The organism is Pseudomonas sp. NBRC 111140 (assembly GCF_001320885.1).
GTDB lineage: Bacteria > Pseudomonadota > Gammaproteobacteria > Pseudomonadales > Pseudomonadaceae > Aquipseudomonas > Aquipseudomonas putida_P.
Genome location: NZ_BCBQ01000003.1, coordinates 47,910 through 65,174 on the forward strand (window position 1 = coordinate 47,910; position 17,265 = coordinate 65,174).

The window sequence follows — 17,265 nt, forward strand, 5'->3', positions numbered from 1 at the left end:
CTTCCCGACAACCTATTGATATCCGGGAACTTTTTTTACAAGACTGTAACTGTATACGATCTCGAGCATAGCTGAAGTTACCAAGCCGAGCACCACAGAACTGATATCCCAGTGGATGCTCAAGTACAGCGCGCAAAAGCAATAGAATGAAATAATCGATACAATCTGATTTTTTAGCACCAAACTATAACATTGGTTCGGAACATAGATGAAATAAATATGACTACCAACAATGAGGTAGGTCAGGATACTGAAGCTAAGCAGGATCGATAGGTAATACGCCTGCTCCATACCAGGTGGTGCAATCAGCGCCACCACCCAATATCCAGCAACCACAACCGACAAGATACACAGCAAACCTACGCCAAGCTCGATTTTTATAATTTTGCTAATCAACTCACGTCGTGCATTGCGAATTAGCGCAGGGAACAATGCCGCATTTATATTTGATGCTAACAAGCTCGGCACCGAAAATATCTTGTTCGCAAGGTCGTAAATCGCAACCTCTCGCATACCAAAGAGGCTACCAATAATGATTTCAATACTTTTCTGCTTAAACGTGTTGGCTGCGGTAGACCAGAAAAATGGTTGCACTTCCAACAGCAATTCCTTGACCTCTTTTACAGCGGGAAAGGCTGGACGCTCGCACCCCCGAGCGGCAAAAAGAAATGCGACCAGGCTGGCGAGCACGTTGACCCCCACAACAATCCCTGTGTAAATGCCTACATCTCCTTCTTGGGTAACCATCAGGAAGATCAAAGGCAACGACAGCAACTTCAGCAGTAACTGAATGTTCGTCAACACCTTCATCTTTTGCATACCATGGAAGTACCACAGCGGCAGAAACACACTGGACAGCACGTTGACGTAGGCCAGGGCAAACACCAGCCAATGCGAACGTATAAATTCAAAAAATGCTATCAAAATTACAAAAATAGCTGTGGCCGCGCAGGCCAGCCACGTTTTGGCCAGTAACACGCGCGCCAGCAGACTACCATGCTCGGCTTTATTCTCTTGCTCCAGCGAAACCAGCTTTGCTGCATGAATATCAAAGCCGTAGTTTACAAGCACCATGAAGTACATGGCGACGCCGGATGCGAATACATACAGCCCAAAATTCTCCACCCCAAGGCGGTGAATGACATAAGGGTAGATCAGCAGGTAAAAGAAAGAGTTCATAACCTGCAATACCGTCATGTGCAGGTAATTACTAACAACTTTCAGGTTGTTTTTATACAGTTTTTTAACCTGAACAAGATTCAATTCACGCCCCTTCTAGCACAACGATAACACCTGAGCCGAGCCACTCATCATGCAAACCGCGCTTTCTTCCCGCGCACGAAAAAACGAATTAGTGCAACGAATACTCCCAAACCAGCGCCCAATACCAGCCCACCCAGCATAATCAAAACCTTCCTCGGCTTAATAGGTTGGTCCGGCACTGCAAGCACACCATCCCGCTGATAAACACGAAAGGCATCCTCGTTGATTTTCAAATCACGATAAAATGCCATGCGCTCTTCAAGCTGACGTAAATTGGCAATATATGGATCGTCAGACTGACGCATCGCCATATTATTAATTTCGGCCTGAATCGCTTCGCTACCACGCATGTATGCAAGATCACCATCCATCCGTGCCGACAACTCCGAAGCACTACCCGTAATAATAGGGGGCTTCCTCAAACCGACTGACAAGGCAATTGACAGCGCTTCCTTCAATTTAATCAGTCGGTCTTCTCGCTCTTTGCGCGCGACCTCACGCTTCCCGGATATTTCTTTATCCAACATGACTGCGCGCATAGATGCATCTGAAAGGGCATTTTTTACTAGTTCGCTCTTGGTCATTTCAGCAGCGGTATTCGCGAGCGCATCTGCCAACTTCACTGCTGCTGCAGGCTCAGAATCAGAGACACTGACCACATAGCGCGCAGCAGCGTCATCACCCGTCTTGCTAATCACAAACAAGCGAGAGAATCGCGTAAACAATACATTCTGCGGCTGTGCTTTCTGGCTTTCAGAAAGCGAAGGAAAGAAGATTTCCTCGAATACCTTCCGTCGCGCATTTTCCGAATACAGATGACGCGCATATAGCTCATACACATCCTTGACCGTAATCACCGCCAAGCCGGTAGCCTCACCACGCCCATAATTAATGAGGGAAATATCATTATGAGAGGGCGCAACGATCGCAAGATCGGCCTGATATACAGGTTGACGTGTAAACGCGTAAAGTGCTGCCAGCAACAACAACGCGAGTGTTAATCCGGCTATCAAAACCTTTTGCGCCCACACGCTTTTAAACAGCTCACCCAGATCAACTTCCTCACCACCGCGGTATTGCTCGCTAGCCATTCTATTTTTAATCCTTTTCTCACCAGCACTTTTACTTTCGCCCCCTCCCCAGCCGCCAAGCCAGCAACCGAAAAAACGAGGGTTATAAAAAACAGCGAATGCCGAATAGCACCCGCAAAGGGGGAAATTTTACTGCCCAAAAAGAACTGCTCGAGGCTCTCCTCATACCAGCAGGCTTCTCGGCTTTAGAATATCCCATACGAAAGTAATAGCAAGAGTGATGGCAATTTACCTCCCTGCAAACGCGAACGCCTATCAATACCAAAAATGTATTTAATCACCCTGCCGACTTCCACGTGAAACCCTGTAGCCATCGCGATCGCTCAGGATTTAGGTAGAAATCACCTGGTTCCAAAAGTTCCTGAAAAAAAAGACCATTAGTCTGCCATGCTATCTTGGTATACCAACTTCCGGCATGACGCTCGAACAAGCAGCATCATTGCGTAATGCCCTTGCCAGCTGGTGTTTGGCGCCTGCCTCACCATGTACAAGCAGTATTTGCCGCGCTGGCGACCGCCCCTGGAGGGCGAACCTTACAAGCCCCAATTGATCTGCATGCCCTGCAAAGCCAGCGATCGTCCTAACCTTGAGATGCACCTCATACATCCGCCCATCCAGATCAACCTGCACAACCCCTTCCGCCCCTTCGCTAGCCTGTATCACCGCCCCCGGCGTACCCTTGGCCTGATAGCCCACAAACATCACCTCATGCCGCGGATCTGCCAGCATGGCCTTGAGGTAATTGACGATACGCCCACCCGAGCACATGCCATTGCCGGCAATCACAATCGCCGGGCGACCGGTACTCTTGAGGTAGTTGACCACCTGCTGGTGGCGAGCATGGGTATCCACGCTGATCAGCTGACTGAAGCCGAGCGGATCACGCCCTTCAGCAACACGCGCCCTGGCCTCGTCATTCCAGTAATCGTGCAGCTCCCGGTAAACGCTGGTGATGCGCTGAGCCAGAGGCGAGTCGAGGATGATGGGCAACTGGGACCAGTCGACCGGCTCACCATCAGGGGCTGGACCGGCCGTGCCCAGTAGTGCCTTGCGGTGCAGGATATCTTCCAGCTCAAACAGCACTTCTTGAGTGCGACCAAGACTGAATGCAGGGATCAGAATAGTGCCCTTGTCGGCGAGGGCGCGATCAATGGCATCTTCCAGCCGCCGCCTACGGTCGTCGACATGCGAATGCAGGCGGTCGCCATAGGTACTTTCCAGTACGAGCACATCAGCACGCTCTGGTGGCTGAACCGGACGCAGCAAGGGGTTGCCACACGCACCCAGGTCGCCGGAGAACACATAACGGCTGTTGGATTGCCCATGCTGCATGTCGCACTCGACATAAGCCGAGCCCAACAGATGGCCTGCGCGCTGCAAGCGAATGCGGCAGCCAAGACCGGGATGCTCAACCAACGTGTGCCACTGCTCGAACGGCAGCGGCACAATAAGGTCACGAATGAATTCGAGGTACCGGGCCACCTGAGCGGGCTCACTGCTGATGCTCAGCTTGTAGGCATCCTCCAACACCAGCGGCAGCAGCCGCGCGGAAGGCTCGCTGCACACGATAGGACCGCGATAGCCGGCAGCCAGCAGCGCCGGGATACGGCCAACATGATCGAGATGAACGTGAGTGATGACCAGGGCCTGGATACCCTGAATGTCGAAGCCAAGCGCTGCGCTTTCTGCTCCCGGCGCAGCTTCGCTACCCTGCTCCAGGCCGCAGTCGATCAGCAGACTGGTTGAAGAATCGAGGTGCAACTGATGGCAAGACCCGGTGACGCCACGGGTACCACCATGATGGGAAAGGCTGGGATATTCCATGCTGCACACTCGCCTAGGCCGAAAATGAAGTGCGCTATTACTCCATGTCGACCGACGCATGCATAGGTGAAACTTTCCTAAGCAGGTGTAGGAAATTTCCTTAATTTCCGCTTAGTGCCGCCTGTCGCGCAGAAGCCCTGATTTTGCGCTTGCTGCGCTGCACACCATAAGCTCCCAGCAATGGCCCTACCGCCAGACCAATGACCAAAGCTGCCAGTACCAACACGGCAACCGGCATGGCCGGCGCGGCCCAACCGAACAGAACCAACGACACGGCCTGCTGGTTCTCCAGCACGAAGAACAGCACCACAGCCGCCAACAGCAGCACGAATACCGCCGCCAGGGCGCGCTTGAGGTTACGCATCAGATTTCTCCTTGGTTGATCAGGCTTCAGCCTCGTCTTCTTCATTGACCCGATCACGCAGCTCTTTGCCGGGCTTGAAGTGCGGCACGAATTTACCTTCGAGGCTGACCGACTGGCCAGTCTTTGGGTTGCGACCCACGCGAGGTGCGCGATAGTGCAGCGAGAAGCTGCCAAAACCGCGAATCTCGATGCGATCACCAGTGGCCAGACATTGTGACATCTGCTCAAGCATGGTCTTGATGGCCAGCTCCACGTCCTTGGACGAGAGCAGCCCCTGATGGGTGACAATACGTTCGATCAGCTCCGACTTCGTCATATTTTTCCCTTCGTTATCAAGCAGCTAGATCATTGCTTAACCAGTTTGTAGCACGCCGGGAAGGTTTTGAATAGGGTGGTTCTTGACTTAATAAAAAAATTCAAGATTGAAGTTTTACAAGAATGGTCTAGGCGGCGAGGCTTTTATAGGTGTCCGGCAGTTGAATTGCAGTGGCGCGGCGATCGAGCGGCGCTCGATCCATCGAACACCACAAACCTCACGACGAACACGACTAAACCCACCCCAAAATCCACGCCAAAAAAAAGGGCGACCCGAGGGTCGCCCTTTTTACCGATCAAACAGAACTCAGTTCTGCTTGGCCATTGCTTCGCGCAGCAGCGCAGCCATGGTGGTGTCGGCAGCCGCTTCCGGAGCGTTTTTCAGGCTCTGGATGGCTTCGCGCTCTTCAGCGTCGTCTTTCGATTTGATCGACAGGCTGATAACGCGGGACTTGCGGTCAACGCTGATGATCTTGGCTTCGATCTCTTCGCCTTCCTTCAGAACGTTACGCGCGTCTTCAACGCGGTCACGGCTGATTTCGGAAGCTTTCAGAGTAGCTTCGATGTCGTCGGCCAGGGTGACGATGGCGCCTTTGGCGTCAACTTCTTTCACGATGCCCTTGACGATAGCGCCCTTGTCATTGACAGCAACGAAGTTGGAGAACGGATCGTCTTCCAGCTGCTTGATGCCCAGGGAGATGCGCTCGCGCTCTGGGTCGACCGACAGGATGACGGTTTCCAGCTCGTCGCCCTTCTTGAAACGACGTACGGCTTCTTCGCCGGTTTCGTTCCAGGAGATGTCGGACAGGTGAACCAGACCGTCGATGCCGCCGTCCAGACCGATGAAGATACCGAAGTCGGTGATCGACTTGATGGTACCGGTGATCTTGTCACCCTTGTTGAACTGGCCGGAGAAGTCTTCCCATGGGTTGGACTTGCACTGCTTGATGCCCAGGGAGATACGACGACGCTCTTCGTCGATGTCCAGAACCATGACTTCCACTTCGTCGCCAACCTGAACGACTTTCGACGGGTGGATGTTCTTGTTGGTCCAGTCCATTTCGGAAACGTGTACCAGACCTTCAACGCCTTCTTCCAGCTCAGCGAAGCAGCCGTAGTCGGTCAGGTTGGTAACGCGAGCTTGTACGCGAGTACCTTCTGGGTAACGGGCAGTGATAGCTACCCACGGATCTTCGCCCATCTGCTTCAGACCCAGCGATACGCGGTTGCGCTCGCGGTCGAACTTCAGAACGCGTACGTCGACTTCGTCGCCAACGTTAACGATTTCCGATGGGTGCTTGATGCGCTTCCAAGCCATGTCGGTGATGTGCAGCAGGCCGTCGATACCGCCCAGGTCCACGAATGCGCCGTAGTCGGTGAGGTTCTTGACGATACCCTTGACTTGCTGGCCTTCCTGCAGGGTTTCCAGCAGGGCTTCGCGCTCGGCGCTGTTCTCGGCTTCCAGCACGCTGCGACGCGAAACAACAACGTTGTTGCGCTTCTGGTCCAGCTTGATGACCTTGAATTCCAGCTCTTTGCCTTCCAGGTGGGTGGTGTCGCGCACTGGGCGGACATCAACCAGGGAGCCCGGCAGGAACGCACGGATGCCGTTAACGTCGACAGTGAAGCCGCCTTTAACCTTACCGTTGATAACGCCCTTGACCACTTCTTCGGCGGCGAAAGCTGCTTCCAGAACAATCCAGCACTCGGCGCGCTTGGCTTTTTCACGGGACAGTTTGGTTTCGCCAAAGCCGTCTTCGACCGCGTCCAGCGCAACGTGCACTTCGTCACCGACCTTGATGGTCAGCTCGCCAGCTTCGTTGTAGAACTGCTCGAGCGGGATGACGCCCTCGGACTTCAGGCCAGCGTGTACGGTAACCCAGTCGCCGTCGATGTCGACAACGATACCGGTGATGATCGCACCCGGCTGAAGATTGAGGGTTTTCAGGCTTTCTTCAAAGAGTTCTGCAAAGCTTTCGCTCATTTTAATTCCTGTAGATTCGGGCGAAACAAACGCCCATAGCCACATTCCAGACAATGTGGGTTCGTTTTAAGTAAAGGAAAGCCGGCAGGACGTTGACTGGTGCCCCTGCCTGCTTTCCTGGCTATCAGGCGAGATCGCGCTGGGCGATTTCACTTCTGATACGTTGCAACACCTGCTCGATGGACAACTCGGTAGAGTCCAACTGAATGGCATCGGCCGCTGGCTTCAGCGGGGCCACTGCACGTTGGGTGTCGCGCTCATCACGCGCACGAATCTCATCCAGCAGACTCGACAGACTAACATCTTCACCCTTGCCCTTCAACTGCAGGTAACGGCGACGTGCGCGCTCCTCCGCACTGGCGGTGAGGAAGACCTTCAATGGCGCGTCCGGAAACACCACGGTACCCATGTCGCGGCCGTCGGCGATAAGCCCCGGCACGTCGCGGAATTCACGCTGGCGCACCAACAGTGCATCACGCACGGCCGGCAGCGAGGCCACCATCGACGCACCCGCGCCGACGGTTTCGGTACGGATGACGTTGCTGACGTCCTCACCCTCGAGGATGATTTGTTGCAGCTTACCGGGCTCGGCGGCGATGAACTGCACATCCAGATGGGCGGCAAGCTTGGTCAGCAACTCTTCGTTGGTCAGGTCGACGCCGTGGTTGCTGGCATTGAATGCCAGCAACCGGTAAAGCGCGCCAGAATCCAGCAGCTTCCAGCCCAGCTCACGGGCCAGCAGGCCGGCGACCGTGCCCTTGCCCGAGCCGCTCGGCCCGTCGATGGTGATGACCGGTGCCAGCGAATTCACGACTTGCCCTCTTCCGCCACGCGGATGCCCACTTCGGCGCACAGTGCCAGGAAGTTGGGGAACGAGGTGGCGACGTTGGCGCAGTCGTGGATGCGGATCGGCGCACTGGCGCGCAGCGAGGCCACGCTGAAGGCCATGGCGATGCGGTGGTCACCATGCCCGTGTACTTCGCCGCCGCCCAACTGGCCGCCGTCGATGATGATGCCGTCCGGGGTCGGCTCGCACTTGATTCCCAGCGTGATCAGGCCGTCAGCCATGACCTGGATGCGGTCGGACTCCTTCACCCGCAGCTCTTCGGCGCCACGTAGCACTGTGCGCCCTTCAGCGCATGCAGCCGCGACGAACAGCACCGGGAATTCGTCGATGGCCAGCGGCACCAACGCTTCTGGAATATCGATACCTTTGAGCTTGGCACCGCGCACACGCAGGTCGGCCACTGGCTCGCCGCCGACTTCACGCTGGTTTTCCAGGGTGATGTCGCCACCCATCAGGCGCAGAATGTCGATTACGCCGGTACGGGTCGGGTTGATGCCAACGTGCTCCAGCACCAACTCGGAGCCTTCGGCGATAGAAGCTGCCACCAGGAAGAACGCCGCCGAGGAAATGTCGGCCGGCACTTCGATGCGGGTAGCGGTCAGTTTGCCGCCGGACTGCAGCGAAGCGACCGGGCCGTTGCTTTCGACCGAATAGCCGAAACCACGCAGCATGCGCTCGGTGTGGTCACGGGTAGGCGCAGGCTCGGTGACAGTGGTCTTGCCTTCGGCGTACAGGCCAGCCAGCAGCAGGCAGGATTTTACCTGGGCGCTGGCCATCGGCAGCGTGTAGGTCAGCCCCTTGAGCTTGTGGCCACCACGGATGGTCAGCGGCGGGCGGCCTTCCGGACCGGTCTCGACCACGGCACCCATTTCGCGCAGCGGGTTGGCCACACGGTTCATCGGGCGCTTGGACAGCGAGGCGTCGCCCGTCATGGTCACGTCGAACGACTGACCGGCCAACAGGCCCGACAGCAGGCGCATCGAAGTACCGGAGTTACCCACATACAGCGGGCCAGGCGGCGGCTTGAGGCCATGCAGGCCGACACCATGAATGGTCACTCGACCATGGTTGGGGCCTTCGATGACCACACCCATGTCACGGAATGCCTGCAGGGTCGCCAGCGCGTCTTCACCCTCGAGGAAGCCTTCGACCTCGGTAGTGCCTTCGGCCAGCGAGCCGAGCATGATCGAGCGGTGGGAAATCGACTTGTCGCCCGGTACGCGAATCCGCCCGTTCAGGCGGCCACCCGGTTGGGCCAGGAAAATCAGATCGTTGGCGTTCATAGCGTCCACATAGGCCCGGCGGGCCAGGATTTTACTGAAATGCTCGCGGGCAACCCGAGCGCGGGTGAATACACCCAGCAGTTGGTGCCCGTCCCCTTCAGCGATCGCGTCGCGCAAGGCGTCGAGATCGCTGCGATATGTATCAAGCGTGCGCAGGACAGCGTCGCGGTTGGCGAGGAAGATGTCGTGCCACATGGTCGGGTCGCTGCCGGCGATTCTTGTGAAATCGCGGAAGCCTCCCGCAGCGTACCGGAAGATCTCGAGGTTTTCATTGCGCTTGGCCAGCGAATCGACCAAGCCAAAGGCCAGCAGGTGCGGCAGATGACTGGTGGCGGCCAGCACTTCATCATGGCGCTCGACCGACATGTGCTCCACGTCGGCATCCAGCGCACGCCACAGGCGGTCGACCAAGGCCAGCGCCGCCGGGTCGGTTTCGACCAGCGGCGTGAGAATCACCTTGTGCCGACGGAACAGGGTGGCGTTTGAGGCCTCTACCCCGCTTTGCTCGGAGCCGGCGATGGGATGGCCTGGAACGAAGCGTGGCAGGCGCTGCCCGAAAACGGCGCGCGCCTCACGAACGACGTTGCCCTTGGCACTGCCGACGTCGGTGATGATCGCATCACCCAGGTCGAGCTGGGCCAAGCGGGCCAGGACTTTCTCCATGGCCAGGATTGGCACGGCCAGCTGGATGACATCGGCACCGACACAGGCAGCAGCCAGGTCTTCTTCGCAGCGGTCGACCACGCCCAGGGCCACGGCCTGCTTGCGCGAAGGGGCATCCAGGTCGACCCCGACCACTTCCCGGCACAGGCCGCTTTCACGCAGGCCCTTGGCGAACGAGCCACCGATCAGGCCGAGGCCGACCACGACCAAGCGGTTGATGATTGGTGCGGGTTTGGTTTTTGCTGCATTTACCACTGGTGCGAACCCTGTTCTGAAATCTGGACAGCCTGTGAGACCGCAGGGGGCTGCTTTGCAGCCCATCGCGACACAAGGCCGCTCCTACAAGGGACTGCGTACTCCTGTAGGAGCGGCCTCGTGTCGCGAAGGGCCGCGCAGCGGCCCCGGCAACCTTGAATCAAAGCACCGCCTTTGGATAAGAGCCCAGCACCTTCAGCGCCACAGCCTCCTGGCTGATCTGCTCGAGCACCGCCTTGATCAGCGGGTCGCGGTGGTGGCCAACGAAGTCGATGAAGAACACGTAGGTCCACTTGCCGCTGCGCGACGGGCGGGTCTCGATACGGGTCAGGTCGATGCCGTTCTGGTGGAACGGCACCAGCAACTCGTGCAGGGCACCTGGCTTGTTGCTCATCGACACGATGATCGAGGTCTTGTCGTCACCGGTCGGTGGCACTTCCTGGCTACCAATCATCAGGAAGCGCGTGGAGTTGTCCGGGCGGTCTTCGATTTTCTCGGCCAGGCGGGTCAAACCGTACAGGTTGGCCGCCATGTCGCCGGCGATCGCCGCCGAGTTCCACTCGCCCTTGACCCGTTTGGCCGCTTCGGCGTTGCTCGACACGGCCACGCGCTCAACGTTCGGGTAATGCGCGTCCAGCCACTTGCGGCACTGGGCCAGCGACTGGGCGTGGGAGTAGATGCGGGTGATGCTGTCGGTCTTGGTGTTCTCGCCCACCAGCAGGTGGTGGTGGATACGCAGCTCGACTTCGCCGCAAATCACCATGTCGTGCTCGAGGAAGCTGTCCAGGGTGTGGCTGACCGCACCTTCGGTGGAGTTTTCCACCGGCACCACGCCGAAGTTGACGGCACCGGCCGCCACTTCACGGAACACTTCGTCGATGGCCGCCATTGGCCGGCTGACCACCGCGTGGCCGAAGTGCTTCATGGCCGCAGCCTGGGTGAACGTACCCTCGGGGCCGAGGTAGGCGACTTTCAGCGGCTCTTCCAGGGCCAGGCACGACGACATGATTTCGCGGAACAGCCGCGCCATCTCTTCGTTGCCCAGCGGGCCCTTGTTGCGCTCCATCACGCGCTTGAGCACCGCAGCCTCACGCTCGGGACGGTAGAACACCGGCTTCTCGCCTTCTTTCAGCGAGGCGGTCTTGACCCGGGCCACTTCTTCAGCGCAACGGGCGCGGTCGCTGATCAGCTCGAGGATTTTCTCGTCGAGGCTGTCAATGCGTACGCGCAGCGCCTTGAGCTCCTGTTCGGACATCAGCCGTGCTCCTTCTCGAATTCAGCCATGTAGCCCACCAGCGCGTCCACCGCTTCCAGGCCCAGGGCGTTGTAGATGGAGGCGCGCATGCCGCCAACCGAACGGTGGCCCTTGAGATTGAGCAGGCCACGGGCGTCGGCGCCGGCGAGGAAGGCCTTGTCCAGGCGCTCATCAGCCAGGCGGAACGGCACGTTCATCCACGAACGAGCATTGACGCTGATCGGGTTGGTGTAGAAATCGCTGTTGTCGATGAAGCCGTACAGACGCTCTTTCTTGGCGCGGTTGCGCTGCTCCATGGCGTCGACGCCACCCTGCTCTTTCAACCACTCGAAGACCAGGCCCGAGAGGTACCAGGAGTAGGTGGCCGGGGTGTTGTACATCGAACCGTTGTCGGCCGACACCTTGTAGTCGAGCATGGTCGGGCAGCTGCTGCGGGCGCGGCCCAGCAGGTCTTCACGGACGATCACCACCACCAGGCCGCTTGGGCCGATGTTCTTCTGCGCGCCGGCGTAGATCAGGCCGTACTGCGACACATCGATCGGACGCGAGAGGATGTCGGACGACATGTCGACGACCAGCGGCACGTCACCGGTTTCCGGCACCCAGTCAAACTGCAGGCCGCCAATGGTCTCGTTGGACGCATAGTGCACGTAGGCCGCGTTCTTGGTCAGGCTCCACTCGTTCTGACCTGGGATGGCCAGGTAATCGTATGGCTTGGCGCTGGCGGCGACATTGACGTTGCCAAAGCGGCGCGCCTCCTCGATGGCCTTTTTCGACCAGATACCGGTTTCGATGTAGTCGGCGGTACCGTTTTCCGGCAGCAGGTTCAGCGGGATTTCAGCGAACTGCTGGCTGGCACCACCCTGCAGGAACAACACCTTGTAGTTGGAGGGGACGGACAGCAGGTCACGCAGGTCCTGCTCGGCCTTTTCGGCGATGGCCACGTAATCGTCGCTGCGATGGCTCATTTCCATCACCGACAAGCCCTTGCCACGCCAGTCCAGCATCTCGGCCTGGGCGCGCTGCAGGACAGCGTCAGGAAGCGCGGCAGGGCCTGCGCAGAAGTTAAAGGCTCGTTTGCTCACATCCACTCTCGCTCTGCCAAATAGAACAAATTCGTTGTTGCCTGCTGCAATCAGTCAAACGGGGCGACCTTGGTCGCCCCGCTCGGGTTTACGCTTGCTTACTCTTGCGGGGCCTCTTCGGCGCCAGCAGCTTCTTCGTTGTCTGGCGCTTCAGCCTCGACACCCTCCTCGTCCGCCTCGACCACATCATCGAGTTCGTCCTCGGACGGCTCCTGGATACGCTCCAGGCCCACCAGCGTCTCATCAGCCGCCAGCTTGATCAGCGTAACGCCCTGGGTGTTACGGCTCAGGCTGGATACCTCGCCAACCCGGGTGCGCACCAGCGTACCCTGGTCGGAGATCAACATGATCTCCTCGCCTTCCTGCACCTGGATAGCACCGATCAGCAGACCGTTGCGCCCCTTGGTACCCATGGCGATCACACCCTGGCCACCACGGCCGCGACGCGGGAACTTGGACAGCGGGGTGCGCTTGCCGAAGCCACGCTCGGACGCGGTGAGGATCTGCGAGCCCGACTCGGGGATCAGCATGGAAATGATGCGCTGACCTTTACCCAGTTTCATGCCGCGCACACCACGCGCGTTACGGCCCATTTCACGCACTACGCTCTCAGCGAAGCGGATGACCTTGCCGGCGTCGGAGAACATCATGACTTCTTTGGCGCCGTCGGTGATGGCCGCTGCAATCAAGGTATCGCCTTCCTTCAGCTTCAAGGCGATCAGGCCGTTGGAGCGCGGACGGGCGAACTGCACCAGCGGGGTCTTCTTGACGGTGCCGGAGGCGGTAGCCATGAAGATGTACGCGCCGGTCGGCTCCGCCACCCACTCCGGAGTGTCGCCGTCTTCTTCGTCGACTTCCTCGGCCTCTACCAGCTCACCTTCGAGCACGGTGTCATCCGCTTCTTCCAGCTCTTCGTCGAGGTCGGCGTTCTGCTGCAGCGCTTCGAGGTCGATCTGCAGCATGGCGGTGATGCGCTCACCCTCCTCCAGCGGCAGCAGGTTGACCAGCGGGCGACCACGGGCAGCACGGGACGCTTCGGGGATTTCGTAGGTCTTCTTCCAGTACACCTTGCCCTTGCTGGAGAACAGCAACAGGGTGGCGTGGCTGTTGGCGACCAGCAGGTGCTCGATGTAGTCCTCGTCCTTCACGCCAGTCGCCGACTTGCCTTTGCCGCCACGGCGCTGGGCCTGGTAAGCGGACAATGGCTGGGTCTTGGCATAACCACCGTGAGAGATAGTGACCACGCGCTCTTCTTCCGGGATCATGTCGCCGTAGTTGAGGTCGTGGCTGGCATTGAGGATTTCGGTACGACGGGCATCGCCGTATTCGGCGCGAATGGCTTCCAGCTCTTCGCGGATCACTTCCATCAGGCGCTCGGCGCTGCTGAGGATGCGGATCAGTTCGCCGATCTGCTCGAGGATTTCCTGGTACTCGGCCAGCAGCTTCTCGTGCTCCAGGCCGGTCAGGCGGTGCAGGCGCAGGTCGAGAATGGCCTGAGCCTGCTCAGGCGACAGGAAGTACTTGCCATCATGCAGCCCGTACTGTTCCGGCAGGTCCTCTGGGCGGCAGGAGTCGGCGCCAGCGCGCTCGACCATGACCTGCACGGCGCTGGATTCCCACGGCGTGGAAACCAGGGCTTCCTTGGCTTCGGACGGGGTCGGCGAGGCCTTGATCAGGGCAATGACCGGGTCGATGTTGGACAGCGCGACCGCCTGGCCTTCAAGGATGTGGCCACGTTCACGGGCCTTGCGCAGCTCGAACACGGTACGGCGGGTCACCACTTCACGGCGGTGACGGACGAACGCTTCGAGCAGGTCCTTGAGGTTGAGCAGGCGCGGACGGCCATCGACCAATGCCACCACGTTGATGCCGAACACGCTCTGCAGCTGGGTTTGCTGATAGAGGTTGTTGAGCACCACCTCCGGCACCTCGCCGCGACGCAGCTCGATGACGATGCGCATGCCGTCCTTGTCGGACTCGTCGCGCAGCTCGGTAATGCCTTCGATCTTCTTCTCTTTGACCAGCTCGGCGATCTTTTCGATCAGGCGTGCCTTGTTCAGCTGGTACGGCAGCTCGGTGATAACGATCTGCTGGCGGCCGCCTACCTTGTCGATGTCTTCGATCTCGGAGCGGGCACGCATGTAGATGCGGCCCCGGCCGGTGCGATAGGCCTCGATGATGCCCTGGCGACCGTTGATGATGCCGGCAGTCGGGAAGTCTGGCCCAGGGATGAACTGCATCAGTTCATCAATGGTGACGTCCGGGTTGTCGATCAGCGCCAGGCAGCCGTCGATGACCTCGCCAAGGTTGTGCGGCGGAATGTTGGTCGCCATGCCCACGGCGATACCGCTGGAGCCGTTGACCAGCAGGTTGGGAATACGGGTCGGCATGACCGCCGGAATCTGCTCGGTGCCGTCGTAGTTGGGCACCCAGTCGACGGTTTCCTTGTGCAGGTCGGCCAGCAGCTCGTGGGCCAGCTTGGTCATGCGCACTTCGGTGTATCGCATGGCCGCGGCGTTGTCGCCGTCCACCGAACCGAAGTTGCCCTGACCGTCGACCAGCAGGTAGCGCAGCGAGAACGGCTGGGCCATACGCACGATGGTGTCGTAGACCGCGATGTCGCCGTGCGGGTGGTACTTACCGATCACGTCACCGACCACACGGGCGGATTTCTTGTACGGCTTGTTCCAGTCGTTGCCCAGTTCGCTCATCGCATAGAGAACGCGACGATGCACGGGCTTCAAGCCGTCACGCGCATCGGGCAGCGCTCGCCCGACAATCACGCTCATCGCGTAGTCGAGGTAAGACTGTCTCAGTTCGTCTTCGATATTGACCGGGAGGATTTCTTTGGCCAGTTCGCCCATGAGAAGCCTGATTCCTTTTTCTGGTGAAACTTCGCAGCTCCATCAAGGGCCGAACGAAGCTCGCCGCCGCAGCGCATATGGGTGCGACGACTTACGACAAATCAATGAGTTGTGCCATGGATCTGCGCAATGAAGGCCGCCGTGATGGGCGGTCCTGGAAACTGCCGGATGTTATCACAAAGGCGGGGGCGGTGGGGAGATGTGGCAGGTGGTCTCAGGTGGGTTTGAATCTTGAATTTTCATTGCCTGTACCGGCCTCTTCGCGGCGGTACAGGCAATACAGGCATCAGTGCAACCGCTTGCGGCAAATCAGCTGGGCCAGCTTGGCAGTATCCGGGCGCTCGACGATGCCGCGCTCGGTCACGATCACATCGATCAGGTCGGCCGGGGTCACGTCGAATACCGGGTTGAACACCTCGACATCCGGCACCGCCGGGGCACCGCCAAAGTCCAGCCACTCGTCGGCGTCACGCTCCTCCAACGGGATATCCTCGCCCGTGGCCAGGTTCAGGTCGATGCTGGTGCTCGGCGCTACCACCATGAACCGCACACCATGATGCATGGCGCTGACCGCCAGCTGATAGGTGCCGATCTTGCTGGCCACGTCGCCGTTGGCGGCAATGCAGTCCGCCCCCACCACCACCCAGGTGATGCCTTTGGTCTTCATCAGGTGGGCCAGCGCCGAATCGGCGCACAGGGTCACCGGGATGCCTTCGTTGGCCAGCTCCCAGGCGGTCAGGCGCGAGCCTTGCAACCAGGGCCGGGTCTCGCCGGCATAGACCCGCTCGACCATGCCCTCCAGGTAACCGGCGCGAATAACCCCCAGTGCGGTACCAAAGCCGCCGCTGGCCAGGGCGCCGGCGTTGCCGTAGGTGAGCAAGGCCTGGGCATTGCCCTGATGGCGACGGATCAGCTCGATACCTTGCTGGGACATGGTCAGGTTGGCTTCACGGTCGCTTTCATGGATAGCCACGGCTTCGGCTTCCAGCGCGGCGAGCACGTCTTCGTCCGCTCGCAGGCGCAGCAGGCGCTCGCGCATGCGGTTCAGCGCCCAGAACAGGTTGGCAGCAGTGGGGCGCGCTTCGGCCAGGGTGAGAAAGTCTTCTTCCAGGTCCATCTCCCAATCGCCACCCTGGGCCAGCCGCTCTTCAAGGGCCAGCACCAGGCCGTAGGCGGCGGCAATGCCGATGGCCGAAGCCCCACGCACCACCATGTCGCGGATCGCCGCAGCCACCTGCGCAACATTGTCGCAGGCCAGCCAGCGCTCTTGCGACGGCAGCAGACGCTGGTCGAGCAGGTGCAAGGCGCCGCCCTGCCAGCGGATCGCGGTCACCTTCTCCGCCGCCAAAAGTCGCTCGCGCATCACCTCTCCCTGTCGTTCGGATATCAAAAGCCGGCGATTATAGCGACCCTTGGGGCTGAGCGCTCGGGTATACTCCGGCGCAATTTTGCGAAGTTTCAGAGGACTGTTCAATGAGCAACGTCGACCGCGCCGAAATCGCCAAGTTCGAAGCGCTGGCCCACCGCTGGTGGGACCGCGAAAGCGAGTTCAAGCCGCTGCACGAAATCAACCCGCTGCGCGTCAACTGGATCGACGAGCGGGCCAGCCTGGCCGGCAAGAAAGTGCTGGACGTAGGCTGTGGCGGCGGCATCCTCAGCGAAGCCATGGCCCTGCGCGGCGCCACGGTCACCGGTATCGACATGGGCGAGGCACCGCTGGCAGTGGCCCAACTGCATCAGCTGGAGTCGGGCGTGCAGGTGGAATACCGGCAGATCACCGCCGAAGCGCTGGCCGAGGAAATGCCTGAACAGTTCGACGTGGTCACCTGCCTTGAAATGCTCGAGCACGTGCCCGACCCGTCTTCGGTGATTCGCGCCTGCTACCGCATGGTCAAGCCTGGCGGCCAGGTGTTCTTCTCCACCATCAACCGCAACCCCAAGGCCTACCTGCTGGCCATCGTCGGCGCCGAATACATTCTGAAAATGCTGCCGCGCGGCACCCATGACTTCAAGAAGTTCATCCGCCCGTCCGAGCTGGGTGCCTGGAGCCGCGATGCCGGCCTGCAGGTAAAGGACATCATCGGCCTCACCTACAACCCGCTGACCAAGCACTACAAGCTCAACAGCGACGTCGACGTCAACTACATGATCCAGACCCTGCGCGAGGAATAA

Annotated in this window: 13 protein-coding genes; 1 reads left to right on the forward strand and 12 read right to left on the reverse strand. The window is 59.2% G+C overall.

Annotation, left to right across the window (positions count from 1 at the left end; translation table 11 throughout):
- Nucleotides 1-12 precede the first annotated feature (12 nt).
- The 12 genes from APH42_RS01655 to mtnA all read right to left on the reverse strand — a co-directional run bounded on the left by APH42_RS01655 (nt 13) and on the right by mtnA (nt 16,456).
- Complete coding sequence (locus tag APH42_RS01655; RefSeq protein ID WP_060492585.1) at nt 13-1,263, reverse strand: oligosaccharide flippase family protein; 1,251 nt, start codon at nt 1,261-1,263, stop codon at nt 13-15.
- Between the two features lie 47 nt (nt 1,264-1,310).
- Complete coding sequence (locus tag APH42_RS01660) at nt 1,311-2,354, reverse strand: Wzz/FepE/Etk N-terminal domain-containing protein (RefSeq protein ID WP_060492586.1); 1,044 nt, start codon at nt 2,352-2,354, stop codon at nt 1,311-1,313.
- Nucleotides 2,355-2,744: 390 nt separating this feature from the next.
- Nucleotides 2,745-4,178, reverse strand: a complete 1,434-nt coding sequence (locus tag APH42_RS01665) for an MBL fold metallo-hydrolase (protein WP_060492587.1) — start codon at nt 4,176-4,178, stop codon at nt 2,745-2,747.
- Nucleotides 4,179-4,278: 100 nt separating this feature from the next.
- On the reverse strand, nt 4,279-4,542 hold the full coding sequence (locus APH42_RS01670; protein WP_012271042.1) for a lipopolysaccharide assembly protein LapA domain-containing protein: 264 nt from the start codon (nt 4,540-4,542) through the stop codon (nt 4,279-4,281).
- A gap of 19 nt (nt 4,543-4,561) precedes the next feature.
- Nucleotides 4,562-4,858 carry an integration host factor subunit beta gene (gene ihfB / locus APH42_RS01675; protein WP_003252675.1) on the reverse strand — a complete coding sequence of 99 codons (297 nt, stop codon included), beginning with the start codon at nt 4,856-4,858 and terminating at the stop codon, nt 4,562-4,564.
- A gap of 306 nt (nt 4,859-5,164) precedes the next feature.
- Entirely contained in the window at nt 5,165-6,841 is a 1,677-nt protein-coding gene (rpsA, locus tag APH42_RS01680; protein WP_003252673.1) for a 30S ribosomal protein S1, read from the reverse strand.
- A 124-nt stretch (nt 6,842-6,965) separates the two neighbouring features.
- On the reverse strand, nt 6,966-7,652 hold the full coding sequence (gene cmk / locus APH42_RS01685) for a (d)CMP kinase (protein WP_012271040.1): 687 nt from the start codon (nt 7,650-7,652) through the stop codon (nt 6,966-6,968).
- On the reverse strand, nt 7,649-9,856 hold the full coding sequence (locus tag APH42_RS01690; RefSeq protein WP_060492614.1) for a bifunctional prephenate dehydrogenase/3-phosphoshikimate 1-carboxyvinyltransferase: 2,208 nt from the start codon (nt 9,854-9,856) through the stop codon (nt 7,649-7,651). The genes cmk and APH42_RS01690 overlap by 4 nt, the downstream gene beginning before the upstream one ends.
- Nucleotides 9,857-10,049: 193 nt before the next feature.
- The gene (pheA, locus tag APH42_RS01695; RefSeq protein ID WP_012271038.1) at nt 10,050-11,144 is read right to left on the reverse strand and encodes a prephenate dehydratase; all 1,095 of its coding nucleotides are present in this window, start codon (nt 11,142-11,144) and stop codon (nt 10,050-10,052) included.
- Nucleotides 11,144-12,229 carry a 3-phosphoserine/phosphohydroxythreonine transaminase gene (serC, locus tag APH42_RS01700; RefSeq protein ID WP_041166649.1) on the reverse strand — a complete coding sequence of 362 codons (1,086 nt, stop codon included), beginning with the start codon at nt 12,227-12,229 and terminating at the stop codon, nt 11,144-11,146. The genes pheA and serC overlap by 1 nt, the downstream gene beginning before the upstream one ends.
- Before the next feature lie 98 nt (nt 12,230-12,327).
- On the reverse strand, nt 12,328-15,093 hold the full coding sequence (gene gyrA / locus APH42_RS01705) for a DNA gyrase subunit A (RefSeq protein ID WP_060492588.1): 2,766 nt from the start codon (nt 15,091-15,093) through the stop codon (nt 12,328-12,330).
- 286 nt (nt 15,094-15,379) lie between these two features.
- A complete protein-coding gene (mtnA, locus tag APH42_RS01710; protein ID WP_012271035.1) occupies nt 15,380-16,456 on the reverse strand; it encodes an S-methyl-5-thioribose-1-phosphate isomerase in 1,077 nt (358 codons plus the stop codon).
- Nucleotides 16,457-16,566: 110 nt separating this feature from the next.
- On the opposite strand from mtnA, the gene ubiG reads away from it, so the two are divergent.
- The gene (gene ubiG, locus APH42_RS01715; RefSeq protein WP_012271034.1) at nt 16,567-17,265 is read left to right on the forward strand and encodes a bifunctional 2-polyprenyl-6-hydroxyphenol methylase/3-demethylubiquinol 3-O-methyltransferase UbiG; all 699 of its coding nucleotides are present in this window, start codon (nt 16,567-16,569) and stop codon (nt 17,263-17,265) included.